We start from the raw sequence: 26,287 nt of genomic DNA on the forward strand, positions 1-26,287 counted from the left end.
GATCAGTCCGCGAGGCCGACGACCAGCCAGATGCCCGCCACTCCGCCCACCGTGCACATCAGCGTGGACAGGGCGGGGTGGCGGTGGTGCGCCTCGGGCAGGATCTCGGCCGCCGCGAGGTAGAGCAGGACCCCGGCGAAGAAGCCGAGGTATCCCCCGAGCGGTTCCTCCGGAAGGGTGAACAGCATGGTGGACAGCGCGCCGATGACCGGGGCCACGGCGTCCGCGAACAGCATCATCAGGGCCTTGCGGCGGGCGTTCCCGTACAGGCTGGTCAGGGTGTAGGTGTTGAACCCGTCGGCGAAGTCGTGGGTGATCACGGCCAGCGCGACGGCCACCCCCATCCCGCCGCCGACCTGGAAGGCGGCGCCCAGCGCCACCCCGTCGGCGAGGCTGTGGCCGACCATCGCGCCCGCGGCCGTCAGGCCGACCTCGGGGACCCTGCCGCCGTGCTCCGCGTGTCCGGAGCCGTTCTCGCCGCCGTGGGAGGCCTGGCGGACCGCCAGGACCCGCTCGACGACGTGCGCGACGAGGAAGCCGGAGACGAAGAGCAGCAGGGCCAGCGGGACGCCGAACACCTCGTGCCCGGCCGCCCGCATGGCCTCCGGCAGCAGGTCCAGGCCCACCACGCCGAGCATCAGCCCGCCGGCGAGGCCCAGCACGAGGTGGCGGCGGTCGGTGACGCGTTGCGCCGTCCATCCGCCCGCCAGCGTCATCAGGAACGCGCCCAACGCCACGATCACGGCCATAGGCCCCTGAATACCGACTGCCGGGCCCGCGCGCACCTTCGCGCGCGGGGTGGCGGGCGACGGAATGTTGACGGCTGACGATGACGAGGGAGCGAGGACCCCGGGTGGGCGAGCAGGGCGGTTACAGCGGGTACGAGCGGGTGGTCGTCGGGGTCGGCGGCCGCGCGGGGGTCTCGGCGGCGGAGGTCTGCGCCCTGGTCGAGGAGACCCTGCGGGACGCCGGGCTGGCCGTGGCGGCGCTCAGCGCGCTGGCCACGGTCGAGTCGAAGGCGGCCGAGGCCGGGATCTCGGGAGCCGCGGAGCGTTTCGGCGTGCCACTGCTGACGTACGGTCCCGCGGAGCTGGAGCGGATCGCGGTCCCGCATCCGAGCGAGGCGGCCCGGGCGGCGGCCGGGACCCCCTCGGTCGCGGAGGCGGCGGCGCTGGCGGGGGGCGGCGAGCTGCTCGTACCGAAGCGGAAGTCGGCGGCGGCCACCTGCGCGGTGGCCCGGGCGGAGGCGCACGACCTGCGCCACCACGGGGACGCGGAGCTGGTGGACGCGCCGGGGCGGCTGGTGGACCTGGCCGTCAACGTACGGTCGGACACTCCCCCGGCCTGGCTCAAGGAACGGATCGCCGCCTCGCTGGACACCCTTTCGGCCTATCCGGACGGGCGGGCCGCGCGGGCGGCGGTGGCCGCGCGGCACGGGCTGCCGGTGGAGCGGGTCCTGCTGACGGCGGGCGCGGCGGAGGCGTTCGTGCTGATCGCGCGGGCGCTGGGCGCCGTACGGCCGGTGGTGGTGCACCCGCAGTTCACCGAGCCGGAGGCGGCCCTGCGGGACGCCGGGCACCGGGTGGAGCGGGTGCTGCTGCGGCCGGAGGACGGCTTCCGGCTGGACCCGGCGGCGATACCCGAGGACGCGGACCTCGTGGTCATCGGCAATCCGACCAACCCGACGTCGGTGCTGCACCCGGCGGCGGGGCTGGCCGCGCTGGCCCGGCCGGGGCGGACGCTGGTGGTCGACGAGGCCTTCATGGACGCGGTGCCGGGCGAACGCGAGGCGCTGGCGGGGCGGACGGACGTACCCGGGCTGGTGGTGCTGCGCAGCCTCACCAAGACCTGGGGGCTGGCGGGGCTGCGGATCGGGTACGTCCTGGCCGAACCCGCGGTGATCGCGGCGCTGTCGGCGGCGCAGCCGCTGTGGCCGGTGTCGAGCCCGGCGCTGGCGGCGGCCGAGGCGTGCGTGGCCCCGGCGGCGCTGGCGGAGGCGGAGGCAGCGGCGCGGCAGATCGAGGTGGACCGGATCCACCTGCTGGCCGGGCTGGCCGAGTTCGACGAGGTCACGGTGGCGGGGGTGGCTGCGGGCCCGTTCGTCCTGATCCGGGTGGAGCGGGCGCCGGAGGTACGGGCCCGGCTGCGGGCCCTCGGTTTCGCCGTCCGACGGGGGGACACCTTCCCCGGCCTGGACCGGTCCTGGCTGCGGCTGGCGGTGCGCGACCGGGCGACGACGGGGCGGCTGCTGCAGGCGCTGGACCACGCGCTGACGCTGACGTCGTCCTGAGCCCCCCGGGTGGCCCCGCGCACTCGGACCCGTGCCCCGGACCCGTGCCCCGGACCCGCTTCCCGGCCATCTCGCCCGCCTCGCCCGCCACGAACGGCCGTGCGAGAGTGGCCCGGGAAGCAGCGGCCGTGACCGGCCGGGACACGGAAGCAGCGGCCGTGACCGGCCGGGACACAGGGTTCGGGGGAACACCGGGATGAGACGATCCGCCAAGATCGGGGCGGGCGTGGCGGGGCTGGCGATCGTCGCCGGCGGCGTCCACGCCGTACCGGGACTGCTCGACCACGGGGACGCGGCGGCCGGGCAGCGGCTGGGGGGCGGCGCGCGCGAGCCCGCCGCGACGGGGAAGGCCGATGCGGCCGTGCCGTCCGACGCCCGGCCCTTCACCCTCGTCGGGACGGGCGACATCATCCCGTACCCGTCGATCATCGAGCGCTCGGCCCTCGACGCGGGCGGCGAGGGCCACGACTTCCGCAAGATACTGGCGGGCGTCAAGCCCGTCGTGAGCGCCGCCGACCTCGCGATATGCCACCACGAGATACCGTACGGCGAGCCGGGCGGCCCCTTCACCGGCTACCCGACCTTCAAGGCCCCGCAGGAGCTGGCCGACGCCCTCAAGGACACCGGGTACGACAGCTGCTCGACCGCGTCGAACCACACGCTGGACGCCGGTTTCCCCGGCCTCGCCCGCACGCTCGACCACCTCGACCGGGTCGGCGTCAAGCACACGGGCTCGGCCCGCAGCGCGGCGGAGGCCCAAACCCCCGCGCTGCTGAGCGCGGGCGGCGCGAAGATCGCCCAACTGTCGTACACCTACGGCACGAACGGCATCCCGGTGCCCGAGGGCAAACCCTGGTCCGTGAACCTCATCGACCAGCAGCGGATCATCGCCGACGCCCGCGCGGCGCGGGCGGCGGGCGCGAACGTGGTGGTGCTCAGCGTGCACTGGGGCACCGAATGGCAGACCGCTCCCGACAAGCAACAGCTGGAGCTGGCGCAGGCGCTGACCGCCTCGCGGACGGCCGGCGAGCCGGACATCGACCTGATCCTCGGCACCCACAACCACGTCCCGCAGCCCTACGAGAAGCTCAACGGCACCTGGGTGGTCTACGGGATGGGCGACCAGGTCGCCAGCTTCGTGCCGCCGGAGATGAAGCGCGGCAACATGGGCTCGATCCCGCGCTTCACCTTCACCCCGTCGACCGGCCGGCCGGACCGCTGGGACGTGACCAAGGCCGAATTCCTCACCCAGTACTCGGACATGGCCCCGCCGTTCCGCGTGGTGTGCGCCGCCTGCGCCGCCTCCGACACCGGGCTGAGCGCCGGGAAGCGGGCGGAGTACGCCGCCGTGGACCAGCAGGTGACCGAGGCCGTGCTGTCGCGCCGGGCGGGCGCACAGGGGCTGACGCACGCGACCCGCTAGGACATCTCCGGACGGCCCGGCGGGGTACGGCGGGGTACGGCGGCTACTGGATCCGGCCGCGGCTCCGGTTCCGGGTCGCGACGAGGGCCGCGGCGCCCCCGCCCAGCAGGAGCAGCGCGCCGCCCGCCACGTACGGCGTGGCCGAACCGGCCCCGGTCTCGGCCAGGTTGGCCTCGGCCCCGCCGGAGTGGGGCTTGACGTCCACGACCGCCGCGGGCTTCGCGGGCACCTGCGGCGAGGCCGCGGTGGAGGGGGCGACGGAGGGCGCGATGCCGCCCGCGCGCTCGCAGTGCGCCTCGGCCAGGACCAGCTCGCCCGTCACCTGGGCGACGTTCAGATGGCCGGGGTTCACCGACACCTTGAGCCGCAGGGCGGCGGCCGCGGCGGTGGTCGAGGTGGTCTGCGTACCGGACAGCTCCAGGCTCACCTCGCCCACGCCCGGGACCACGACCCGGGTCGGGCCGCCCGCGGACAGGGTGATCTTCTTGCCGAGGGCGGTCACCGTGCCGAGCACGTTGGACGTGGCGACCGGCGCCCTCCCCGGCTCGCAGACGGCCTTCGAGGTGACCTTCTCCACCTCGATGAGGGAGAGCAGGGGCAGCCCGGGGACGTGGACCTCGGCGTGGACGAGGTTCGCCTCGGCCCGCGCCCCGGTCTTGTCCGCCGTGGCCTTCGAGGTGGCGGTGTCGGCGCGCAGGACGCTCACCGGCTGCCCCTGGTCGACCCCGTCGAGGGTGACGGTCAGGGCGGTCTTGGCGGCGTCGGCGGGCGCGCTGACCTCGTTGAGGGTGGCGGTCAGCGGCACGTCGACGGTCTTGTTGAGCAGGCCCACGTCGAGCCCGGCGCGCAGGACGACGGCGCCGGCCGTGCCGGAGCCGCCCGCGCTGCCCGTGCTCCCGGCACCGGAGCCGCCCGTGGCGTGGGCGGCGGGTGCGGTGAGCAGGGCGACCGCTCCCGCGGCGAGCAGGGCGGCCGCGGGCCTGCGGAAGGTGTTGCTGTTCAAGGTGGTGGAACCCCCAGGGAGGTGGGAGCCGTCGCGCCGCCAATGGGGGACATCGCGTGCGCCGACGGCTTGGACCCCGGAAGTTTTACGCACTGAGAGTGAAGGAGTGACAACCTGGCGTGAGTTCACCCCAAAGGGTGGTTTCCACGCAGATATTCGAATCCTGAGGCGCAGGAGTGCGCCGAAACCCCGCGCACCACAGGTTTCGGCCATCCTTAACGACCAGGAGCTCGTCGGTGTCACGCCCTGGTCAACCCGGCGCGCTCGCCCCCCCTGCGCCCAGCTACGCGCGCTCAGCCGCGGATCCGGCCCGCGAGCACCACCCGGCGCGGATCGGCCAGTACGGACACGTCCGCGCGCGGGTCCTCCCCGTAGACCACCAGGTCCGCCGGAGCGCCCTCCTCCAGTCCGGGCCGCCCCAGCCAGGCGCGCGCGCCCCACGCCGTCGCCGACAGCGCGGCCGAGGCCGGGATACCAGCCTTCACCAGCTCGGCCACCTCCGCGGCGACGAGCCCGTGCGGCAGCGAACCGCCCGCGTCCGTACCGACGTACACCGGCACGCCCGCGTCGTACGCCGCACGCACCGTGTCGTACCGCCGCTCGTGCAGCCGCCGCAGATGGGCCGACCAGCGGGGGAACTTGGCCTCGCCGCCCGACGCCAGCTTCGGGAACGTCGCGATGTTGACCAGCGTCGGCACGATCGCCACCCCGCGCTCGGCGAAGAGCGGAATGGTGTCCTCGGTCAGGCCGGTGGCGTGCTCGACGCAGTCGATGCCGGCCTCGACGAGGTCGCGCAGCGAGTCCTCGGCGAAGCAGTGGGCGGTCACGCGGGCGCCGAGCCGGTGCGCCTCGGCGATGGCCGCCTCCACCTCGGCGCGCGGCCAGCAGGCGGTCAGATCGCCCACCTCGCGGTCGATCCAGTCGCCGACCAGCTTCACCCAGCCGTCCCCGCGCCGGGCCTCGCGGCCGACGTACGCGACGAGGTCGGCGGGCTCGATCTCGTGGGCGTAATTGCGGATGTAGCGGCGGGTGCGGGCGATGTGCCGACCGGCCCGGATCACCTTCGGCAGGTCCTCGCGCGCGTCGATCCAGCGGGTGTCGGAGGGCGAACCGGCGTCCCGGATCAGCAGGGTGCCCGCCTCCCGGTCCGCCAGCGCCTGCTTCTCGCTGGTCGCGTCGTCGACCGGACCGTGGGCGTCCAGTCCCACGTGGCAGTGCGCGTCGACCAGGCCCGGGAGCGCCCAGCCCGTGACGGTGGTGACCTCGTGGGCGGCGGCCCCGGCGCGCGGGCGCTCGTACGAGATCCGGCCACCGACGACCCACAACTCGTCGCGGACCTCGTCCGGTCCGACGAGAATCCGCCCCTTCACGTGCAGCACATCGCTCATGGCCGCACTGTAGCCACCCGCTCGGTACGCTCTGCCCGTAACCTCGAACGAAGAGAGCACCACCGTGACCAGCACCGTGCCCCACCCCCTCCTTGACCTGCCGCCGCTGACCGCGGAGCGCTTCGCGGCGATCGAACGGGGGGTCGCGGAGCTCCTCTCCACCCGCCAGGACGTGGTGATCACGCAGGGCGAGGCGCTGCTCCCGCTGGAGGGCTGCATCCGCTCGGGCGCGCGGCCGGGCTCGACGGCGCTCAACATCGTGACGGGGCCGTACGGCACCACCTTCGGCAACTGGCTGCGCGACTGCGGCGCGACCGTGGTGGACCTGACCGTGCCCTTCGACACCGCCGTGAGCGCGGCGCAGGTCGAACGCGCCCTCGCCGCGCGGCCGGAGATCGACTTCGTCTCGCTCGTGCACGCGGAGGCCGCGACGGGGAACACGAACCCGGTCGCGGAGATCGGCGAGGTCGTCCGGGCGCACGGCGCGCTGTTCATGCTCGACGCGGTCGCCTCGGTGGGCGCGGAACCGCTGCTGCCGGACGCGTGGGGCGTGGACCTGTGCGTGATCGGGGCCCAGAAGGCGATGGGCGGCCCCGCCGGGGTCTCGGCGGTATCGGTCTCGGAGCGCGCGTGGGACCGCTTCGCGCAGAACCCGGCGGCGCCCCGCCGCTCGTACCTCTCCCTGCTGGACTGGAAGGAGCGCTGGATCGACGGCGGGCGCACGGCGCTGCTGCACGCTCCCGCGCAGCTGGAGATGCTCGCGCTGGAGGCCTGCCTGGCCCGGATCGCCGAGGAGGGCCCGGCGGCCCTGATGGCCCGGCACGCGGCGGCCGCGGCGGCGACCCGTGCGGGGGCGTCGGCGCTGGGGGTGGCTCCGTACGTCCACGACGCGGCGGACGCGGCGCCGGTGGCCACCACCCTGCGGGTGCCGGACGCCTCGCTGGTGGTCACCGGGGCGCTGGCGGTCGACCCCTCGGCGCCGCTGGCCGCGGGGGGCGGGGCACTGGCGCACGAGATGATCCGGGTCAACCACTTCGGACCGGCGGCCGCACTCCCCGTCGTGCACGCCTGTCTGACGGCCCTGGCCACGGCGCTGTCCGTGCCGTCGGCCCCGGCCCTGGAGGCGGCCACCGCCGCCTGGGGGGCGACCGCCTAGAGGGCCGGAGGGCCTGGAGGGCCTGGAGGGCCTGGGAGCGGCGTCAGCCCGACAGGGCGTCCAGCGCCCGGTCCACCTCCGCCTCCGTGTTGTACAGGTGGAACGAGGCCCGCAGCGCGCCGGCGCGGGCGGCGGTCGCGATGCCCGCCGCCAGCAGGGCGTCCCTGCGGTCCGCCAGGCCCGGGACGGAGACGATCGGAGCGCGGCCGGGGGCGGGCTCGTGACCGAGGGCGGCGAGCCCGGCCCGGAAGCGGTCGGCCAGCGCCGTGTCGTGGGCGTGGACCGCCTCGATGCCGATCCGCTCGAGCAGCGCCAGTGACGGCTCGGCCGCGTGGTAGGCGAGGAAGGCCGGGGATTCGTCGAACCGCCGTGCGTCCCGGGCCAGTTCGGCCATGGGCCCGTAGAAGGAGTCCTGCGTGGACTCGGCGGCCACCCACCCGGCGTGCAGCGGCACCAGCGTCTCCTGCGCCTCCTCGGAGACCGTCAGGTAGGAGACCCCGCGCGTGGCGAGCAGCCACTTGAACCCGGCGGTCACCGTGTAGTCGTAGGGCGCCGCGTCGAACGGCAGCCAGCCGACCGCCTGTGTCGCGTCCACCAGCATCCGCGCCCCGTGACCGGCGCTCGCCTCCCGGATCGCCGCGAGGTCGGCCATCCGGCCGTCGGCGGACTGTACGGCGCTCAGCGCGACCAGCGCGGTCTGCGCGCGGACGGCTCCGGCGACCGACTCCAGGGGCACGAGGCGCACCTTCAGGTCGCCCCGCACCACGAACGGGTTCAGCACCGAGGCGAAGTCGCCCTCGACGCAGAGCACTTCGGACCCGGCGGGCAGCGCGGCGGAGACCAGCCCGACGTGGGTGGAGACGGCCGAGCCGACGGCCACCCGCTGCGGGGCGACGCCGGTCAGGCGCGCGAAGGCCTCGCGCACCCGGCTCACGACCGCGGCGTCACCGAACCCGGCCGGATCCCCGGCCCCGGCCGCGTCGGCCAGGGCGTGGACGGCCGCCACCGCGGCGCGCGGGAGCACGCCGCAGGTGGCGGTGTTGAGGTAGGCGGTGGTGTGCGCGAACTCGGCACGGGTGATGTCGGCGAGGCTCGCTCCGGCGAGAGGCAGGTCCATGACCGCCACTCTGCTTCAGTAACGGCCCACCGTCCATGGCCGGTTCGGCCGTGGCGGAGCCGGCCACCCTGTTGGCGGGGCTGCCTAGGGGGTGGGCACCGCGCAGGCTCCGTCCGGCTCGCAGGCCTCCGCCTCGGCCGAGGTCCCGACCGGCTCGCGGCCGGCCCAGGCCTGCTCCAGCGCCTGGGTGAACACCTCGGCGGGCTGCCCGCCGGAGATCCCGAAGCGGCGGTCCAGCACGAAGAACGGCACCGCGTTGGCGCCCAGTTCGGCCGCCTCGCGCTCATCGGCGCGCACCGCGTCGGCGTAGGCGGTGGCATCGGCGAGCACCGCGCCGGCCTCCGCCTCGTCCAGACCGGCCTCGACGGCGAGGGCGAGCAGGGTCGCGGAGTCGAAGACGGACCGCTCCTCGGCGAAGTTCGCCCGGAAGGCGAGGTTCAGCAGCTCGTCCTGGCGGCCGCGGGCGGCGGCCAGGTGCAGGAGGCGGTGGATGTCGAAGGTGTTGCCGTGGTCGCGGCCTTCGGTGCGGTACGTCAGCCCCTCGGCGCGGGCGCTCGCCGCGACGTGCTCCTCCATGCCGCGGGCCTCGTCGAGGGTGCGGCCGTACTTCTTGGCCAGCATCTCCACGACGGGTGCGACGCTGCCCTTGGCGCTGTTCGGGTCGAGCTCGAAGGAGCGGAAGACCACCTCGACCTCGTCGCGGTGCGCGAAGGCGGCCAGCCCCTTCTCGAAACGGGCCTTGCCTATGTAGCACCAGGGGCAGGCGATGTCGCTCCAGATCTCGACGCGCATGATCCTTCTTCTCTCCGGGTCCGGGGTGGGCTGTCGGGGCGCGGAAGGGTCACTTCCGCCGTCCCAGCGGGCACAACGCCCACCCCGCTCCCGTCATTCCCCGTCATTCCCCGGCGGTCGCGACCGTGGCGTCCCGGGCCTCCGTGGCATCCGTGCCGTCCGGGCCGTCCGGGCCGTCCGCCGGGGCGGCGACCGTCAGCCAGAGCGTGTGGTGGGAGCCCGACCGCGGGGCGTGCGGGTCGGAGCGCCAGCCGTGGGCGGCGTAGAAGGCCTGGGCCCGCAGGTTGTGCTCGTAGACCTCCAGGCGGACCCGGGGTACGCCCGCCCGGCGCCAGCGGTCCAGGCAGGCGGCGTGCAGGGCGGCGCCGGTGCCGCGGCGCCAGTGCGCGGGGTCGACGTGGAGCTGGGTGAGCGTGGTCTCACCGGCCACGGTGCGGAAGGCGGCGACCCCGGTCAGCTCGCCGTCCTGCTCCGCGCACAGCACCCCGCCGCCGTCCCCGCCCGCGTCCCCCGCGCCGTCGCCGCGCGCGACGGCGCGCGACCAGCCCTCGCGGGTCCGGGCCGGTTCGCCGTCGCCCGCGTAGGCGTCCTCGGGGATCCGGCCGCGGTAGTAGGTGGCGCGGGCGCGGGTGTGCAGGGCGGCGATCGCGTCGAGATCGGCGGGGACTGCGGTCCTGATCATGGGAAAGAGAACGCGCCGGGGCCCTCGCGGGTTCCCGGCGCGTTCGTACTTCTGTACGTCGCGTGTGGCGTCGGCTACTTCTTGAGCCACGCCTCCATCATCTTCTGGGCGACGGGGGCCGCCAGCTTGCCGCCGCCGATCTCGGAGCGGTCCGTGTCCGAGTTCTCGATGACCACGGCCACCACGATCTGCTTGCCGCCGCTCGTCTTGCCGTACGAGGTGAACCAGGCCAGCGGAGCGAGGCTGTTGTTGACGCCGCGCTGCGCGGTACCGGTCTTGCCACCGACCTCGGCTCCGGAGACCTGCGCGGGCTTGCCGCCGCCGTCGGAGACCACGGTCTTCATCGCGTCACGGATCATCGACGCCGTCTTCTCGCTCATGACCTGCTGGGACTTCGGGTCCTTGAAGCTCTCCAGGACGTTGCCGCCGGAGTCGGTGACCTCGGAGACCACGTGCGGGGCGACGAGCTTGCCGCCGTTCTCGATCGCCGCCGTCACCATCGCCATCTGGAGCGGGGTGGCCTGGACGTCGAACTGGCCGATGCCCGTCTGCGCCACCTGGTCCTTGGACATCTTCTTCGACGGGTACTTGCTCGTCGGCGTGGTGCCGATCGGGATCTTGGCGTCCGTGTTGAAGCCGAACTTCTCCGCCATGTCCCGCATCTTGTCCTGGCCGAGCCGGTAGGCCAGCTCCGCGAAGACGTTGTTGCAGGACTTCTTGAGGCCGTCGCGCAGGGTCACGTTGTTGCAGCCCGGGGTCGGCACCTCGCTCTTCAGCACGGTCGTGGTGCCGGGGATCGTGTACGGGTCCGGGATGCCGGTGGGCTGGTCGATCGAGCTGAACAGCCCGTTCTCCAGCGCCGCCGCCAGGGTGACCAGCTTGAAGGTGGAGCCGGGGGCCTGCGGCTTGCGCAGCGCGACGTTCATCATGGGCGCGCCCTGGTTCGCCGAGAGCTTCACCCAGGCCGCCTCGGCGTCCTTGCCGCTGCCGGTGATGCTGCCCGGGTCGTAGGACGGGTTGTTCACGACGCCGAGGATCTCGCCGGTGCCCGGGTCGATGGCGACGGCGGCGCCCTGCTTGCCCTGGAGGGCGTCGTAACCGGCCTTCTGGACACCCTTGTCGATCGTCGTCAGGACGTTGCCCGGGTCCGCCCGCTTGTTCGTGAGGATGTCCATGAACGACTTCAGCCGGTTGTCCGACCCGTTCAGGATGTTCTTGTAGATCCCCTCCAGCATCGTGGAGGTGTACACCTGCGAGGTGTGGCCGGTGATCGGCGCGTACAGCGGGCCGTCGGTGTAGGTCCGCTTGTACCCGAAGTCCTTGCTCCCCTCGGTCTTCGCCGAGCCGGTGATCGCCTCCCCGCCCACGATGATGTTGCCCAGCGGGTTCTGGTACTGCCCGATGAGGTTCCGCCGGTTGTGCGTGTCGTCTGCGAGGGCCTGGCCTTGGTACGCCTGCACCCAGGTCACCCGCACCAGCAGGGCAAGCACCAGAAGCAGACAGAAGACCGACGCGCGCCTGATCGTCTTGTTCATCTCTGGGAAAGACGCATCAGGGGTCCCGGGCGTTCCACTCTGCCCCGATTGTGGCGGGGTTCTCAGCTTTTCCTCATGAGGAAGCCTCCCTCGTAGGCGGCGATCACCGCCTGGGTCCGGTCGCGGGAGCCGGTCTTGGCCAGGACCGCCGCGACATGCGTCTTCACGGTCTGCGGGCCGACCCCGAGCCGCTCGCTGATCTCGTGGTTCGACAGCCCGGCCGCCATCAGGCGCAGAACGTCGGCCTCCCGGTCGGTCAGCCGGGCCGCCCAGGCCGCGGCGGCGGACCGTGCGGGGCCGTGCGCGGCGGCCAGGGAGCGGACGGCCGCCGGGAAGAGCAGCGAATCGCCGCGGGCGACCAGCCGGACCGCGCCGATCAGCTCGTCCGGGTGGGCGCGCTTGAGCAGGAACCCGGCGGCGCCCGCGCGCAGCGCCTCGTACACATAGGCGTCGTTCTCGAAGGTGGTGACCACGACGATCCGGGGCGGCTCCGCCATCGTGGCGAGGATCTGCTCGGTGGCCCGGAGGCCGTCGACCTCGGGCATGCGGACGTCCATGAGGACCACGTCGGGCGCCAGCGACCGGACCACGGAGACGGCCTCGGCTCCGGAACCCGCCTCGCCGACCACCTCCATGTCCGGCTCGGCGTCGAGGATGACCCGCAGGGCGGTACGGACCATGCGCTCGTCGTCCGCGATCACGACCCGGAGCGGCGGGCGGCTCACCGGGCACCCGCGCCCAGCGGGAGCACGGCGCGCAGCAGCCACTGCCCGTCCCGCTGCTCCGCCTCCACCCGGCCGCCGAGCAGGGCGGCCCGCTCGGCGGCCCCACGCAGCCCGCGGCCCCCGCCGACGCGGGGCTCCGCTCCCTCGGGGGCGCCCACGGGATTGGTCATGATCAACTCCAGTTCGCGATGTCCGCCGCGGCCAAGCCCGCCGCCGCGCGCGCGGGTGCGCGCGCGTATGTGTTCGTGTTCGTGTTCGCGGCCGTAGCTGTGGCCGTGGCCGCGTAGGCGCTCGCGGTCGTCGTCGCGGTCCTGATCGTCGCCGTGGCCGCCCACGTGATCACCGTCGTGTACGAGGATCCGCACCTCGACCGGGCCACCGCCCCCGTGCCGCAGCGCGTTGCTCAGGCCCTCCTGCACGATCCGGTACGCCTCCCGGGAGACGATCGCGGGCAGCTGCCCCCAGTCGCCAACGGGCCCCGGATCCTGGCGGGCCGTGATCGGGACGCCCCCCGCCCGGCTCCGGGCCAGCAGCCCTTCGAGGTCGGCGGCCAGGGTCGGGGCGGGCGCCGCGCCGGCCCGCTCGCCCACTCCGTCCCCCTCCCGCAGCAGGCCCAGGACCGCGTCCAGCTCTCCCACCGTGCGCCGCGTGGTGTCCTCGATCGCGGCCAGCGCCTCCCGGACGAACTCCGGATCCGTGTCCAGCACCCGCCGGGCCGCCCCCGCCTGGAGGGTGACGGCGCTCAGCGCGTGTCCCACCGCGTCGTGCAGCTCCCGGGCCAGCCGGTTCCGCACGGCCAGGTCGGCGGCCCGCTCCTCGGCGGCGGCCAGCCGGTCCGCCCCGGTCGGCCCGAGCAGTACGGGCGCCAGCCGGGCCAGCAGCGCCCCGGCCCCCGCCGCGCAGAGCGCCAGCCCGCCGAGCAGCCCGAACCCGACCAGCGGGGCGGCGTACGGCTCGGACCCGGTACTGAACCAGCCGGGCCCGGTCGGCGTGTCCCGCAGCGCGTTCACGACGGGCAGGGCGATCAGCACCACCCCCATCGGCGGTACCGCCAGCGTCATCCCGCTCACCACCGCGCCGACCCCCAGATGCAGGGTCCACCAGACCGAGGTCCGACACCGCGCCTCCCAGGACCGGCCGGGCCCCTGGGCGAGGCGCTCCCCCTCCACCCCGCACAGCACCCGGACCACACCCACCGACATCGGCCGGATCAAGGGGAACACCGCGCTGGCGGCCACCAGCGGCAGCGCCACCGCGTACGCGATGAGCATCAGCGGAAGGGACGTCAGGGCATTGACCCCGCCCGCGGCGACCCCCACCACCACCTGCGCGAGCAGGAAGTACGGCATCAACAGCGCCCCGCCGAGCACCAGATGCACCCAGCGCAGCCCCGCCGTCACCACCCTGGCCCTACTGAGCCCCACCGTGCGCATCCCGGCCCTGCTGAGCCGCGCCCCCCGCGGGCCCGGCGGCGTCACGTCGGCCGGTCCGCGTGGCGCGCGGTGAGGAACCGTGTGAGCACGGCGGCCGCGAGCAATCCGATGATCATCTGGCCAGCGTAGGTCAGGTACATGACCTCCGTACTCCCCCGCGCTCCCGCGAACTCCCCGCTCAGGGAGGCGATCAGGAGCCAGCAGCCCCAGCTGAACGTCGCCGCCGACCCGGTCCACGCGAGGGCGAGCGACCACCTGACCCGGCCCCGGCCCCGGGCCAGCAGCACCGCCCCCGCCCCGGCTCCGATCGCACAGGCCGCGTGCACCACCGACACCACGCTCCCGTCCGCGGTGCGCTCGGCCCGCTGCAACGCGCTCAGCCCGGCGGCGCCCCCGCACGCCCAGTACAGGTACGTCGCACCCACCACCAGGCCCGCTGTCGCCGCGGCTCCCGCCACCACCCCCGTGGATGACGGGAGCCGCCGCTCCGGCGCGCCCTGCCACCGGTGTCCCCAGCGCTGACGCGCGTAGGGCACGAACAATCCGGCGAGGGCAAGTCCTTGAACGGTGAAACCGCCGTAGACGACATGGAACACCCAGGGATCAAGGAAGGGCTCCCGAACGGCCCGCGCCGCGGCCGGGGCCGCCCCCATGCCCAGCGCCCGTATGAGCAGTTGGCCCGGGAACCCCGTGAGGATCGGCGTCAGCAGCCCGGTGGCCACGAAGGCGGGGACGGTCAGCAGCCAGCCCGGCACCCGCACGCCCCACGGCCGGGTGAGCACCAGCACGAGCACGATGACGCACGCGTCCATCGCCAGCGTGACGGAATTGGCCACGGTGAAGAACAGCCCGGGCTCCAGCAGCACACTGCCGTCCGGTATCCCGATCCTGCTCCCGGCCAGCCAGGCGGCCTTGAGCGTGAGGTACGGCACGGTGGCGGCCAGGGCCACCCCCCGCAACACCCTGCGCCCGGCCCCCGGTACGGGGTCGGCCGAGCTCGGCCCGGGTCCCTGCCCCCGGTCCGGCGACTGCGTCGGATACGCCGTCTCCACGGCTCGCGTGTTCATGAGCCAACGGTCCCTTCCCCGCCGCCCCGCCACCTCCCCCGTGAAGGTGATCCGTCTCCCCCACCCGGGGGAGAGCCCCCCCCCTGAGACCGCGAGAGCACGAGCCCGACGACCGCGAGACCGACGACCGCCTCACATCCTCCGCGTCACCACCGTCAGCCGGTCCCGCGCCTCGAACAACGCCGCCTTGATGACCTGCTCGTGCCCCGTCGTCAGCCGCGCCACCGGCACCGAACAGCTCACCGCGTCCCGCGCCGGAGTCCGGTAGGGCACCGCCACCCCGAAGCAGCGCAGCCCCAGGGTGTTCTCCTCCCGGTCCACCGCGTACCCCTGCTCGCGCACCAGCGCCAGCTCCTCGATCAGCACCTCCCGGTCCGTGATCGTGTGCTGCGTGACGGCCTCCAGCCGCTCCGGCAGCAGCAGCCGCACCTCCTCGTCCGTGTGCGTGGCGAGCAGCGCCTTGCCGAGCGCCGTCGAGTGCACGGGCAGCCGCCGCCCGACCCGGGTGAAGGGCCGGAGGTAGTGCTGGGACTGCCGGGTGGCCAGGTACACCACGCTCGTGCCGTCCAGCCGCGCCAGGTGGATGGTCTCGGTGGTCCCGTCGGAGAGCCGGTCCAGGGTCGGCCGCGCCGCCGCGACCACCTCGTCCCCGTCGATGTACGAACTCCCGACGAGCAGCGCCCGTACGCCGATCCCGTACCGGGTCCCCTGGGAGTCGGTCTCCACCCACCCCATGCCCACCAGTGTGCGCAGCAGCATGTACAGGCTGGACTTGGGCAGTCCGAGGTCGTGCTGGATGTCCGCCAGGCTGTGCAGACCGGGCCGCGCCGCGAAGTGCTCCAGCAACCGCACCGTCCGCACCGCCGACTTCACCGGCGCGCCCGCCGCCGCACCCGCGGCCCCGTCCTCGGGCGCACCCGCGGCCGCGTCGTCCGGCGCACTCGCCGCGGGACCCCCCGATTCGGCTGTCGTCATGCGCGTTCTCGCCCCTTTGTCTTGTCAACCCCGAAGACACGGAAATAGAGTCCACAGCGGATGTGATCATTCATCTACCGGAACGGCGTTCAGAATACTGAACGATCCGCGATTCATCTCCAGAACGCAGGAGGCAGTGCGCCATGGCAGGAACACCAGTCTGGAGTGTGGACCCCCGTACCGGGAAGCAGCGCGAGCGGGTTGCGGTCGAGGCCACGCCCCGCGAGGTGGACCAGGCCGTACGAGCGGCCCACGCCGCCCGCGGCGCGCTCGCCGACCGCGCCGCCCGCATCGCCTTCCTGCGCGCCGCCGCCGATCTTCTGGACGCCTCCGTCACGGCCGTCGTCGAGACCGCCGACGCCGAGACGGCGCTCGGCGCGGGCCGCCTCACCGGCGAGCTGGGCCGCACGACGTATCAGCTGCGCGCGGTCGCCGACGCCGTCGAGGACGGCTCGTACCTCGACGTCCGGATCGACCGCGCCGACCCCGCCCTCGCCCCGCCCCGGCCCGAACTGCGCCGCTACAAGGTGCCGCTCGGCGTGGTCGCGGTCTACGCCGCCTCCAACTTCCCGCTCGCCTTCTCCGTCCCGGGCGGCGACACCGCCAGCGCGCTCGGCGCGGGCTGCCCCGTCGTGGTCAAGGCCCACCCGGACCACCCCGCCACCTCCGAACTCTGCGCCTCGCTGCTGCGCCGCGCCGCCGAGGCCACCGGGCTACCGGCCGACGTCGTGTCCGTCGTCCAGGGGTTCGACGCGGGCCTGGAGCTGGTCCGTCACCCGCTCGTCACCGCCGCCGGGTTCACCGGGTCCGTCCGCGGTGGCCGGGCCCTGTTCGACGCGGCCGCCGCCCGGCCCGTCCCGATCCCCTTCCACGGCGAACTCGGCTCCCTCAACCCCGTCGTGGTCACGCCCGCGGCCGCCGCGGAGCGCGCCGAGGAGATCGGTACCGGGCTGGCGGGCTCGGTCACGCTCGGCGTCGGCCAGTTCTGCGTCAAGCCCGGGCTGGTGCTCGTACCCGAAGGAGCGGACGGCGACGCCCTCGTCGGCGCGCTCGTCAAGGCGCTCGGGGAGACCGAGCCGGGCGTCCTGCTCGATCACCGGATGCGGGAGAACTTCATCGCCGGGGTCCGCGAGCGGGCCGCGCTGCCCGGGGTCACCGCGCCCGTCACGCCCGGCCCGGGCGGCGCGCACACCGTCGCCGCGGGCTGCCTGACCGTCGCCGCGCGCGGCCTCCTGGCCGAGCCGGAGGCGTACGGGACGCTGCTCGAGGAGTGCTTCGGTCCGGTCACCGTCCTCGTGCGGTACGCCGACCAGGGCGAGGCGGCCGCCGTACTGGCCCTGCTCCCCGGCAACCTCACGGCCACCCTCCAGCTGTCGGCGGCCGAGTGCGCGGGCGCCGCGCCCGAGGACACGACACCCGAGAGCGCCCCTGCGGCGCGGCTGATCGGGGAGGTCACGCGGCTGGCCGGCCGGGTCGTGGTGAACGGCTGGCCGACCGGTGTCGCGGTGGCCCCGGCCCAGCACCACGGCGGTCCGTATCCGGCCTCGACCTCGACCTCCACCTCGGTCGGCGGGACGGCGATCGAGCGGTGGCTGCGCCCGGTGGCCTACCAGTCGGTGCCGGACCCGCTGCTTCCGCCGGAGCTGCGCGAGGCCAACCCGCTGGGGCTGCCCCGCCTGGTGACCGGGACCCCGGCCTCATGACCCGGACCACGGGCGCGTAGCAAATGCGGTTGCCCGCCCCGCCGCGCGCGGGGCAGGCTGCCGCCATGCCGAGACCCCACGGATTCACGTACGAACAGCGCCGCGACGGCACCGTCGTCATCACCCATCAGGGCCGCGAGGCGAGCACCCTGCGCGGCGCGCGGGCGGAGAAGTTCCTGGCCGAGGCCTCGGCGGGGGACCCCCAGCTGGTCATGGCCCGCTGGACCGGCGCGTACAAGTTCGGCAACGAGCGGATGGCCAGGAACCACCCCCGCAACCGGCGCTGAACCCTCTCGTACCGCCGCACGGACAGGACACGCGGTAAGGCGCGCGGTAAGGCGCGCGGTAAGGAAGCGCGGGTAAGGGAACGGCAAAGGGCCTTCGGTCGTTCTCCGGGCATGACCGCTATGACCCCTGGTTCGAACCTGCCGCTCAATGCCGTCCGCGTGACGGTGGATGTGGCTGCTCCGGTACGGCTGGATGTATCCGGGCTCCTGCTCGCCGCGGACGGCAAGGTGCGCTCCGACGCCGACTTCATCTTCTACAACCAGCCCTCCGGTCCCGGTGTCAGCTACCGGTCCGGTGGCGGCTCGGCGCCGGACTCGATCACCGTCGACACCTCCGCGGTCCCGCCCGGCATCGAGCGCATCGTGGTGACCGCCAGCCCGGACGCCCCCGGGCAGAGCTTCCAGGGCGTGGAGCCCACCGCCACCGTGCGCGACGCCGACGGCGGCGCGGTGATCGCCAGCTTCACCCCGCCGCAGCTGGGCACCGAGACGGCGCTGGTCGTCGTCGAGGTCTATCTGCGGGGCGGTGTCTGGAAGGTCCGCGCCGTCGGCCAGGGGTACGCAAACGGCCTCGCCGGGATCGCCACCGACTTCGGCGTCTCGGTGGACGAGGAGCCCGCCGCCCCGGCCGCCGCCGCGCCCGCCCCCGCCGCCTTCCCCCCGGCCCCGCAGGCCGCTCCGCTCGCCCCGCCCATCGCCCCGCCGTCCGCGCCCGCGCCCGCCCCGGGCGCCGGGAAGGTCAACCTCGACAAGGGCCGGGTCAGCCTCCAGAAGAACCAGACCGTCTCCCTGGTCAAGGGCGGCCGCCCGCTGCTCTCCCAGGTCAAGATGGGCCTCGGCTGGGAGCCCGCGTTCGGCGGCCGGGACATCGACCTCGACGCCTCCGTCATCGCCTACGGCCCGCAGCGCAACCACATCGACAGCTGCTACTTCGGCAAGCTCTCGATCCTGGGCGGCGCCATCAAGCACTCCGGTGACAATCTGACCGGCGAGGGCGCCGGGGACGACGAGGTCATCGTCGTGGACCTCGGCCGCATCCCCGCCGAGGCCACCGGCCTCGTCTTCACGGTCAATTCCTTCTCGGGCCAGAAGTTCAGCGAGGTCGCCAAGGCCTACTGCCGGCTCATCGACGCGGCGAGCGGCGAGGAGCTGGTCCGCTTCGACCTCACGGGCGCCGAGCCGCAGACCGGCGTGATGATGGCCAAGCTGATCAAGCAGTTCTCCGGCGAATGGGAGATGACGGCCATCGGAGAGTTTGTGAAGTCCCGCACAGTGCGGGGCATGGTCAAACCCGGCGCTCAGGTGCTCTGACGCAGGTGGGCGGGGCTGACCGCCCACCTGCGGAGCACCCGGGGTGATGCGTTCCACCCTTAATCCGGAGGTTGCTGTCAGTGCCCGCCCGTAGCCTTGACCCCATGTACAAGACACTCCCGACCGTGGGTCCCGCCCGCCCGTCCGCCTCCGAGGCGAACGAGGCGATCCGGCACCTGGTCGAGACCGGGGTGGACAGCGAGTGGCCTTCCGAGGCGTATGAATTCCTCCTCGGCGAATGGGCCGCGGGAAGCCGCGAGGAAGTCGGCTCCGCGGCCTGGTAGGCCACCGCCGCTCCCCCGGTCCCGGCCGAGCGGCCCCTGAACCGCCCCGTGCGGACCGCCTCACCGGCCGTCCGCACGGGGCGGTCGCGCGTCAGTGCTTGGTGCGCCGCCACGGCCCGGTGATGGCCAGCATGATGCCGGGCTCCTGGATGTTGGCGAAGAGGGTCTTCCCGTCCGGGGAGAAGCAGACGCCCGTGAACTCCGAGTACTCGGGCTCCGCCGCCGTCCCGATGTTCAGCTGGTTGCGCGCCAGCGGGTAGGTACGCCCCTCCTCCGTGGCCCCGAAGAGGTGCTGGAGGCCATTGCCGTCCTCCGCGATGATCAGGCCGCCGTACGGCGAGACCGTGATGTTGTCGGGGCCGTCGAAGGCGCCGTCCGCCGACGGATCGGCGTTCACCCCGAAGATCACCATCAGCCGGATCGTGCGCCGCTTCGCGTCGTAGAACCAGACCTGCCCGTCGTGCGCCGCGCCCGGGCTCTCCTCGCGGGCGTAGGAGGAGACGAAGTACGTCCCCCCGTCGGCCCACCACATGCCCTCCAGCTTCCGGGCCCGGGTCACCGCGCCCGCCGCGAACTGCTTGCGCACCGACAGCGTGCGCGCGTCCCGGTCGGTGACCTCCGCCCAGTCGACCCCGTACACGGTGCCGACCTTGGTGGCGCGCGAGAGGTCGTCCACGAACTGCCCGGCCTTGTCGAAGCACTTGGCCGCCGCCAGCACGCCCGCGTCGGGGGCGAGCGTACGCAGCTTGCCGCGCCCGTGCCGGAAGCCGTGCGGCGGGGTCCAGCGGTACAGCAGCCCGTTGGGCCCCGAGGCGTCCTCGGTCAGGTAGACGTGGCCGCTGCGGGGGTCGATCACGACGGCCTCGTGGGCGTACCGGCCGAAGGCCTTGATGGGCTGCGGGTCGCGGTTGGCCCGCCGGTCCGCGGGGTCGACCTCGAAGACGTAGCCGTGGTCCTTGGTCATGCCGTTCTTGCCGGCCAGGTCCTCGGTCTCCTCGCAGGTCAGCCAGGTGTCCCAGGGGGTGGCACCGCCCGCGCAGTTGGTCGACGTACCGGCGACTCCGACCCATTCGGCGACCTCGCCGCCGCGCCGGACCTCGACGACCGTGCAGCCGCCGGCCGCGGCGGGGTCGTAGACGAGACCCTCGGCCAGCGGCACGGGGTGGGCCCAGCCGGCCCGCTTGCCCTTCAGCTCGTGGTTGTTGACCAGGAGGGTGACCCCGCGGTGGCCCGCGAAGGCGGCCGTCCCGTCGTGGTTGGAGGGGGTGCTCTCGCCGGTGTCCAGCGTGGTGACCCCGCTGTGGGTGATCACGCGGTACGAGAACCCGGCCGGCAGGGCGAGCATCCCCGCCGGGTCCGGGACGAGCGGACCGTATCCGGGCTGTCCGGGGCGGCCGTGCCCGTCGTCGTGGCGGTCGGTGTCGTCGGCGGCGAGGGCTCCGGGGGCGGTGGCCAGGGCCCCGACCGTACCGGTGAGCGCGACGCCCGCTCCGGCGAGGACGGTGCGGGCGTTGAAGTCTCTGCGACTGAGCGGCATCGGTTCTCCTGGAGGGGGAGTAGGCATCGTGCGGGTCGGCGGGGCCAGAATCGCGCCCCCACGTGAACGGCGGCCGACTTCTCCGCCAAATGGAGTAGTCCCCTTGCCCGCCGCCGACCCGCCCGCTCCGCCGGGGAACGGCGCGTTACCCGGCCCCGATTGGCCGACACGTGCCCGCGAGCACCGCGCCCCCACCCACGACCGCCGCGTCAGCCGCGTCAGCCGCCCACGACCACCTCGTCACCGCCCACGACCGCCTCGTCACCACCCACGATCGCCACGCCCGCCGCGTCAGCCGCCGTCCGCGGGCCGCCTCGAACGCGCCTTGAAAGCCGCCTTGCGGGCCTCCTTCGCGGACTTGCGGTCCGGGTGCAGACGGCCCATCGCCTCCAGGACCTGCGCGGTGCACGGGTGCTCCACCCGCCACGCCGTGTCGAAGAAGCCGGTGTGGTGGGCCGTCAGGCCCGCCATCAGCTCGGGGAGTTCGTCGGACTCCGCGTCATCGGCGAGCTGCGCCGCGATCGTGTCGACCGTCAGCCAGAACACCATGTCCTCGGAGGGCGGCGGTACGTCGGTGGCGCCGTGCTCGGCGAGCCAGACCCGGGCGAGGCCGCCGAGCTCGCCGTCGTCCAGGACCGCCCGGACCACCGGCTCCGCGGCCGGTCCGGCCGGAGCGAGGGCCTGCTGGCAGCGCAGCCGCCGCAGCGGTCCGCCCGCGTCCGCGCCGCGCGCGGCGGCGAGCAGTTCGGCGACGGCTTCCGGCAGTTCGCGGCCGTCGATCCACTGCTCGATCTCGGCCTGCGCGGCGCCCTCGGGGTAGCCGGAGACGGCGTCGAGCAGCGCGTCCGCCCCCTTGTCGGCGAAGTCGCCGATGGCGGGCGCCTCGACCCCGGCCTCCCGCATGCGGGCGCGGATCCCGTACAGGCCGAGCGGGGTCAACCGGACCATGCCGTACCGGGAGACGTCCTCGTCGTCGAGGTCGCCGGACGCCGGGAGCAGTTCCTCGTCGTCCGCTTCGGCCATCAGCTCCTCGTCGACGGGCCGGAAGACGACCAGCCCGATCGGCTCCAGCTGCCGGAACTGGTCGTCCAGGCGCATCATCGCGTCCGAGACCTGCTCCAGCACCTCGTTCGTGGGCTCGGCCATGCCGTCGGGTACGACCATCGAAGCGGCCAGGACGGGCAGCGGCACCGGGGTGTCCGCGGCGCCGCCCTCGGCGACGGTGAGCAGATAGAGGTTGGCGAGCACCCCGTCGAGGAAGTCGGCTTCGCGCTGCGGGTTCCAGTCGAGCCGGGTGAAGTCGATCTCGCCGCCCGCGTCCAGGGCGTCGACGAGGTCGTCGAGGTCGGGCACCGCCGCGTCCGCGAGGACGGCGTCGAGCGCGGCCAGCCACAGGTCCAGTACGTCGCCGGGCGCGCCACCCGTCACCAGGGCCAGGTCCTCGCCGGGCCCGGCGACCCCGAAGGCTTCGGGTACGCCCTCCAGCGCGGCCGCGTCGGGGCCGTCCACGTCGTCCGCCGCGTCCGCCGCATCCGCCGCGTCCGCGCCGCCGGATCCGTCCCCGGCCTCCTCGGGCAGGAGGTCCTCGACATCGGTCACCTCGACGAGGCCGGTGTCCACCGCCACCCGCCAGGCCTCGCTCGCGTACGCCGCCCCGTCCGCGTCGTCCTCGAAGCCGAGCAGCCGCACCGCCTCGGGCAGCCGGTCGGCGAGGAGTTCGCCGCCGGAGCCGACCGGGGTGCCGGGGGTGGCCCAGCGGGCCAGGCGAACGGCGCGGGCGAACAGCGGCGCGGCGAGGGCGTCGCGCGCCAGTTCCGCGTCGGAATGCAGCCGGACCGGCGGCAACGTGGGGTGCGCCTCAGCGGACATGGGGTGGTTCTCCTCGCGTGAACTGTGTGACAGCGCCCACCAGCGTAGACGCACGGGGCCGGCTCTTTGGGGGTCATCGCCTTTGGTTCATCCCACAGTCAGCAGCCGTATTCCCTGGAGGCCTTGACAATGTCGCTGGCCACAAAGGAAATTGACGCGCGTAGATCTGTTCGGCGTCCCACCCGGATGCCGCGCGGTTCGCGTGCCCGCTCCGCTCAACCCCACCCACACACCGGAGTTCCTGCCCATGCGCTCCTCGCATCCCCGTTCTGCCGCCGTCGCGACCCTCGTGGCCACCGCTCTGGCCACCGGTCTGCTCGTCGGTTCCGCCGATGCCGCCGAAGGCGCCGCGGCCACCGACCCGATCCGCATCCACGACATCCAGGGCACCACCCGCATATCGCCGTTGAACGGCAAGGCGGTCACCGATGTCGCGGGCATCGTGACGGGCGTCCGCGGCTACGGCTCGCGCGGATTCTGGATCCAGGACCCCGACGCGGACGACGACGCGGCGACCAGCGAAGGCATCTTCGTCTTCACCAGCTCCGTGCCGACCGTCGCCGTCGGCGACGCGGTGAAGGTCTCGGGCACGGTCGGCGAGTACATCCCCGGTGGCGTGTCCTCCGGCAACCAGTCGCTCACGCAGATCACCAAGCCGGTCGTCACCGTGGTCTCCTCCGGCAACGCGCTGCCCGAGGCCGTCTCCATCAACGAGTACTCGGTCCCGGCCGCGTACGCCCCGGCGGGCGACCCGGCCGCGGCCGGCAGCATCAACGGGCTGACCCTGGACCCCTCGCGCTACGCGCTCGACTTCTACGAGTCGCTCGAGGGCATGAACGTCAAGATCGCCACCTCGCGCGTGGTCGGCGCCACCGACCCGCACGCGGAGCTGTGGGTCACGGTGAAGGGCTGGGAGAACACCCTCAAGCGCGGCGGCACGCTCTACGGTTCGTACGACTCCCAGAACACCGGCCGGCTCCAGATCCAGCAGCTCGCCCCGATCGCCACCCAGCCCTTCCCCGTGGCGAACGTCGGCGACAAGCTGACCGGACCCACCGAAGGTCCCCTGGACTTCAACCAGTTCGGCGGCTACACGCTGGTGGCCCGCACCCTCGGCAAGGTCACGGCGGGCACCCTCGCCCCCGAGAAGACCAAGCCCCAGGCCGCGGACCAGCTCGCGGTGGCGACGTACAACGTCGAGAACCTCGACCCGAGCGACCCGCAGACCAAGTTCGACAACCTGGCGAAGGCCGTCGTCGAGAACCTCGCCTCCCCCGACGTCGTGGCCCTGGAGGAGATCCAGGACGACAACGGCGCCAAGAACGACGGCACGGTCTCCGCCGAGCAGACTCTGACCAAGTTCACCGCGGCCATCACCGCCGCGGGCGGTCCGGCGTACCAGTGGCGCACGGTCAACCCGGAGAACAACAAGGACGGCGGCGAGCCCGGCGGCAACATCCGCCAGGTCTTCCTCTTCAACCCGCTGCGCGTCTCCTTCACCGACCGCGCCCCGGGCGACGCGTTCACCGCGACCACCGTGACCACGGGCGACAAGGGCCAGGCGGCCCTGACCCACTCCCCGGGCCGGATCGACCCGGCGAACCCGGCGTGGACCGACAGCCGCAAGCCGCTGGCCGGCGAGTTCGTGTTCCAGGGCAAGACGGTCTTCGTGATCGCCAACCACTTCGGCTCCAAGGGCGGCGACGAGGGCCTGACCTCGGTCCACCAGCCCCCGGTCCGCTCCTCCGAGGCCAAGCGGCTGCTCCAGGCGCAGGCCGTGAACGGCTTCGTCAAGAGCCTGCTGGCCACGCAGAAGGACGCGAAGGTCCTGGCGGTCGGTGACATCAACGACTTCGACTTCTCGGGGACCACGAACGCGCTGCGCGACGGCGGGGCGCTGTACCCGGCGATCCAGTCGCTGCCGAAGTCGGAGCGCTACTCGTACGTCTACCAGGGCAACGCCCAGGTGCTGGACCAGATCCTGACCAGCCCGGCGATCACCGGCTACACGTACGACAGCGTGCACATCAACGCTGAGTTCTCGGCGCAGAACAGCGACCACGACCCGCAGGTGCTGCGCTTCCGCCCGTAGCCCGCACCCCGTGATCCGCGGGGAGCCCGGCCGCCGTCCCGGCCGGGCTCCCCGCCGCGTGGGGGCGCGCGCCGGGGCCCTGAACGGGCCTCTTCCCCGCGCACATCGGGACCTTCGGCCCTGGCGTGATCCTGGCCACACCTCTACTCAATCCGCGATTTGTGGTGTTGAGTATCTCCACGCCCGATCTTGCGCCCCCGCTCCCCTTGGAGGACCGCGTGTTCCCCTCCATCTCCCTCGCCCAGGAAATCGGCCTCGCCGTCCTGCTCGTGGCCGGCTTCGTCTGGATCCTGGGTCTCGGCCACATGATGTTCGACAGCCGTTTCCACCACCCGGAGCCAGGCACCTTCGAGGGCCTCTCGGTGATCCCGGCCCAGCGCGATTCCAGTGCCCACCCCCTGGAGCGCGTCGAGCTGACCGAGGCGGAGCAGCAGGCCTTCGCGGGCCTGGTCCGCACGATCCCGCTGCACTGACACACACGCCTGACACACACGCGCGCGCCACACACGCGCCACACACGCGCCACACGACGAAGCCCGTCGGCCGGAGTCCGGCCGACGGGCTTCGTCGTGTGGTGGAGCGGGTGCGCGGTGGAGCGGGTGCGCGGAGCCTCAGTTGTGGCTGTGCAGGATCTCGTTCAGGCCGCCCCAGACCGCGTTGTTCGGGCGGGCCTCGACGGCGCCGGTGACCGAGTTGCGGCGGAAGAGGATGTTGTCGGCGCCGGAGAGCTCCAGGGCCTTGACGATCTGGCCGTCCGGGAGGGTGACGCGGGTGCCCGCGGTCACGTACAGGCCGGCCTCGACGACGCACTCGTCGCCCAGCGCGATGCCGACGCCCGCCTCGGCGCCGACCAGGGAGCGCTCGCCGATCGAGATGCGCTGCTTGCCGCCGCCCGAGAGGGTGCCCATCGTGGACGCGCCGCCGCCGATGTCGGAGCCGTCGCCGACCACGACGCCCGCGGAGATGCGGCCCTCGACCATGGAGGTGCCGAGGGTGCCCGCGTTGAAGTTGACGAAGCCCTCGTGCATGACGGTGGTGCCCTCGGCGAGGTGCGCGCCGAGGCGGACGCGGTCGGCGTCGGCGATGCGCACGCCCTTGGGGGCGACGTAGTCGGTCATGCGCGGGAACTTGTCGATCGACGTCACCTGGAGGTGCAGGCCCTCGGCGCGCGCGTTGAGGCGGACGGTCTCGATCTGGTCGACGGCGACCGGGCCCAGCGAGGTCCAGGCGACGTTGGCGAGCAGGCCGAAGAGGCCGTCCAGGTTCTGGCCGTGCGGCTGGACCAGGCGGTGGCTGAGCAGGTGCAGGCGCAGGTACGCGTCGTGCGCGTCCAGCGGCTTGTCCTCGAGGGAGGAGATCACGGTGCGGACGGCTACGACCTCGACGCCGCGGACCGCGTCCTGGCGGACCGCCTTCCGCGCCCCGTCGCCGAGCAGCTCGACGGCCTGCTCGGCGGTGAGGCGCTCGGTCCCGGCCGGGCCGGGCTCGGCGACCAGCTGGGGGGCGGGGAACCAGGTGTCGAGGACGGTGCCGTCGGCGGCGAGGGTGGCAAGTCCGGCGGCGACGGCGCCGGTGGTACGCGTAGCAGTCATGCCCGAAACCTAACCGGCGACGGCCC

At 73.7% G+C, this 26,287-nt stretch carries 23 protein-coding genes; 9 read left to right on the forward strand and 14 right to left on the reverse strand.

All coding sequences use genetic code 11. From position 1 onward, the window contains the following. Window positions 1-2 precede the first annotated feature (2 nt). On the reverse strand, window positions 3-749 hold the full coding sequence (locus tag ABT084_RS21375; RefSeq protein WP_351046139.1) for a ZIP family metal transporter: 747 nt from the start codon (window positions 747-749) through the stop codon (window positions 3-5). An 80-nt stretch (window positions 750-829) separates the two neighbouring features. Here ABT084_RS21375 and cobC point away from each other — a divergent pair, with 80 nt between their 5' ends. Both cobC and ABT084_RS21385 read left to right on the forward strand, forming a co-directional pair. After that, window positions 830-2,290: an Rv2231c family histidinol phosphate aminotransferase CobC gene (cobC, locus tag ABT084_RS21380; protein ID WP_502968989.1), complete on the forward strand. Its 1,461-nt coding sequence runs from the start codon at window positions 830-832 to the stop codon at window positions 2,288-2,290. Between the two features lie 196 nt (window positions 2,291-2,486). Then, window positions 2,487-3,713, forward strand: a complete 1,227-nt coding sequence (locus ABT084_RS21385; RefSeq protein ID WP_351046143.1) for a CapA family protein — start codon at window positions 2,487-2,489, stop codon at window positions 3,711-3,713. A gap of 43 nt (window positions 3,714-3,756) precedes the next feature. Here the strand turns inward: ABT084_RS21385 and ABT084_RS21390 are convergent, their stop codons facing one another. Continuing rightward, window positions 3,757-4,716, reverse strand: a complete 960-nt coding sequence (locus ABT084_RS21390) for an SCO1860 family LAETG-anchored protein (RefSeq protein ID WP_351046146.1) — start codon at window positions 4,714-4,716, stop codon at window positions 3,757-3,759. 293 nt (window positions 4,717-5,009) lie between these two features. Beyond that, complete coding sequence (locus ABT084_RS21395; protein WP_351046148.1) at window positions 5,010-6,104, reverse strand: amidohydrolase family protein; 1,095 nt, start codon at window positions 6,102-6,104, stop codon at window positions 5,010-5,012. Window positions 6,105-6,180: 76 nt separating this feature from the next. Between ABT084_RS21395 and ABT084_RS21400 the strand changes: the two genes are divergently transcribed. Next, window positions 6,181-7,260 (forward strand): pyridoxal-phosphate-dependent aminotransferase family protein, encoded by a 1,080-nt coding sequence (locus ABT084_RS21400; RefSeq protein WP_351046266.1) that lies wholly within the window; start codon window positions 6,181-6,183, stop codon window positions 7,258-7,260. Window positions 7,261-7,303: 43 nt separating this feature from the next. Here ABT084_RS21400 and ABT084_RS21405 read toward each other — a convergent pair whose 3' ends face one another. The 8 genes from ABT084_RS21405 to ABT084_RS21440 all read right to left on the reverse strand — a co-directional run bounded on the left by ABT084_RS21405 (window position 7,304) and on the right by ABT084_RS21440 (window position 15,586). After that, window positions 7,304-8,377 (reverse strand): aminotransferase class V-fold PLP-dependent enzyme, encoded by a 1,074-nt coding sequence (locus ABT084_RS21405; protein WP_351046151.1) that lies wholly within the window; start codon window positions 8,375-8,377, stop codon window positions 7,304-7,306. 84 nt (window positions 8,378-8,461) lie between these two features. Beyond that, window positions 8,462-9,169 carry a DsbA family oxidoreductase gene (locus tag ABT084_RS21410; protein ID WP_351046153.1) on the reverse strand — a complete coding sequence of 236 codons (708 nt, stop codon included), beginning with the start codon at window positions 9,167-9,169 and terminating at the stop codon, window positions 8,462-8,464. A 103-nt stretch (window positions 9,170-9,272) separates the two neighbouring features. Then, a complete protein-coding gene (locus ABT084_RS21415; RefSeq protein ID WP_351046156.1) occupies window positions 9,273-9,851 on the reverse strand; it encodes a GNAT family N-acetyltransferase in 579 nt (192 codons plus the stop codon). Between the two features lie 74 nt (window positions 9,852-9,925). Continuing rightward, window positions 9,926-11,386 carry a peptidoglycan D,D-transpeptidase FtsI family protein gene (locus ABT084_RS21420; RefSeq protein WP_351046159.1) on the reverse strand — a complete coding sequence of 487 codons (1,461 nt, stop codon included), beginning with the start codon at window positions 11,384-11,386 and terminating at the stop codon, window positions 9,926-9,928. 62 nt (window positions 11,387-11,448) lie between these two features. Beyond that, window positions 11,449-12,111 carry a response regulator transcription factor gene (locus ABT084_RS21425; protein ID WP_351046162.1) on the reverse strand — a complete coding sequence of 221 codons (663 nt, stop codon included), beginning with the start codon at window positions 12,109-12,111 and terminating at the stop codon, window positions 11,449-11,451. After that, window positions 12,108-13,460 (reverse strand): sensor histidine kinase, encoded by a 1,353-nt coding sequence (locus tag ABT084_RS21430; protein WP_351046269.1) that lies wholly within the window; start codon window positions 13,458-13,460, stop codon window positions 12,108-12,110. The genes ABT084_RS21425 and ABT084_RS21430 overlap by 4 nt, the downstream gene beginning before the upstream one ends. 125 nt (window positions 13,461-13,585) lie before the next feature. Continuing rightward, complete coding sequence (locus ABT084_RS21435; protein ID WP_351046164.1) at window positions 13,586-14,611, reverse strand: hypothetical protein; 1,026 nt, start codon at window positions 14,609-14,611, stop codon at window positions 13,586-13,588. A gap of 132 nt (window positions 14,612-14,743) precedes the next feature. Beyond that, the gene (locus tag ABT084_RS21440) at window positions 14,744-15,586 is read right to left on the reverse strand and encodes an IclR family transcriptional regulator (RefSeq protein WP_351046167.1); all 843 of its coding nucleotides are present in this window, start codon (window positions 15,584-15,586) and stop codon (window positions 14,744-14,746) included. Window positions 15,587-15,729: 143 nt separating this feature from the next. Here ABT084_RS21440 and ABT084_RS21445 point away from each other — a divergent pair, with 143 nt between their 5' ends. The 4 genes from ABT084_RS21445 to ABT084_RS21460 all read left to right on the forward strand — a co-directional run bounded on the left by ABT084_RS21445 (window position 15,730) and on the right by ABT084_RS21460 (window position 19,171). Beyond that, a complete protein-coding gene (locus tag ABT084_RS21445; RefSeq protein WP_351046170.1) occupies window positions 15,730-17,289 on the forward strand; it encodes an aldehyde dehydrogenase (NADP(+)) in 1,560 nt (519 codons plus the stop codon). Window positions 17,290-17,354: 65 nt separating this feature from the next. After that, window positions 17,355-17,576 (forward strand): hypothetical protein, encoded by a 222-nt coding sequence (locus ABT084_RS21450; RefSeq protein ID WP_351046172.1) that lies wholly within the window; start codon window positions 17,355-17,357, stop codon window positions 17,574-17,576. Window positions 17,577-17,687: 111 nt separating this feature from the next. Then, complete coding sequence (locus tag ABT084_RS21455) at window positions 17,688-18,887, forward strand: TerD family protein (protein ID WP_351046175.1); 1,200 nt, start codon at window positions 17,688-17,690, stop codon at window positions 18,885-18,887. A 104-nt stretch (window positions 18,888-18,991) separates the two neighbouring features. Next, window positions 18,992-19,171 carry a hypothetical protein gene (locus tag ABT084_RS21460; RefSeq protein ID WP_351046178.1) on the forward strand — a complete coding sequence of 60 codons (180 nt, stop codon included), beginning with the start codon at window positions 18,992-18,994 and terminating at the stop codon, window positions 19,169-19,171. 91 nt (window positions 19,172-19,262) lie between these two features. Here ABT084_RS21460 and ABT084_RS21465 read toward each other — a convergent pair whose 3' ends face one another. Next, window positions 19,263-20,708: an alkaline phosphatase PhoX gene (locus tag ABT084_RS21465; RefSeq protein WP_351046181.1), complete on the reverse strand. Its 1,446-nt coding sequence runs from the start codon at window positions 20,706-20,708 to the stop codon at window positions 19,263-19,265. Between the two features lie 291 nt (window positions 20,709-20,999). Beyond that, window positions 21,000-22,577 carry a hypothetical protein gene (locus ABT084_RS21470; RefSeq protein WP_351046183.1) on the reverse strand — a complete coding sequence of 526 codons (1,578 nt, stop codon included), beginning with the start codon at window positions 22,575-22,577 and terminating at the stop codon, window positions 21,000-21,002. 247 nt (window positions 22,578-22,824) lie between these two features. Here ABT084_RS21470 and ABT084_RS21475 point away from each other — a divergent pair, with 247 nt between their 5' ends. After that, window positions 22,825-24,669: a DUF8508 domain-containing protein gene (locus ABT084_RS21475; RefSeq protein WP_351046272.1), complete on the forward strand. Its 1,845-nt coding sequence runs from the start codon at window positions 22,825-22,827 to the stop codon at window positions 24,667-24,669. A 218-nt stretch (window positions 24,670-24,887) separates the two neighbouring features. Beyond that, the gene (locus ABT084_RS21480; protein WP_351046186.1) at window positions 24,888-25,142 is read left to right on the forward strand and encodes a hypothetical protein; all 255 of its coding nucleotides are present in this window, start codon (window positions 24,888-24,890) and stop codon (window positions 25,140-25,142) included. 138 nt (window positions 25,143-25,280) lie between these two features. Here the strand turns inward: ABT084_RS21480 and dapD are convergent, their stop codons facing one another. Beyond that, window positions 25,281-26,261, reverse strand: coding sequence for a 2,3,4,5-tetrahydropyridine-2,6-dicarboxylate N-succinyltransferase (gene dapD / locus ABT084_RS21485; RefSeq protein ID WP_351046188.1), 981 nt, complete (start codon window positions 26,259-26,261; stop codon window positions 25,281-25,283). Between the last annotated feature and the right edge of the window lie 26 nt (window positions 26,262-26,287).

This window comes from Streptomyces sp. NPDC002138, from assembly GCF_040296485.1.
Lineage (GTDB): Bacteria > Actinomycetota > Actinomycetes > Streptomycetales > Streptomycetaceae > Streptomyces.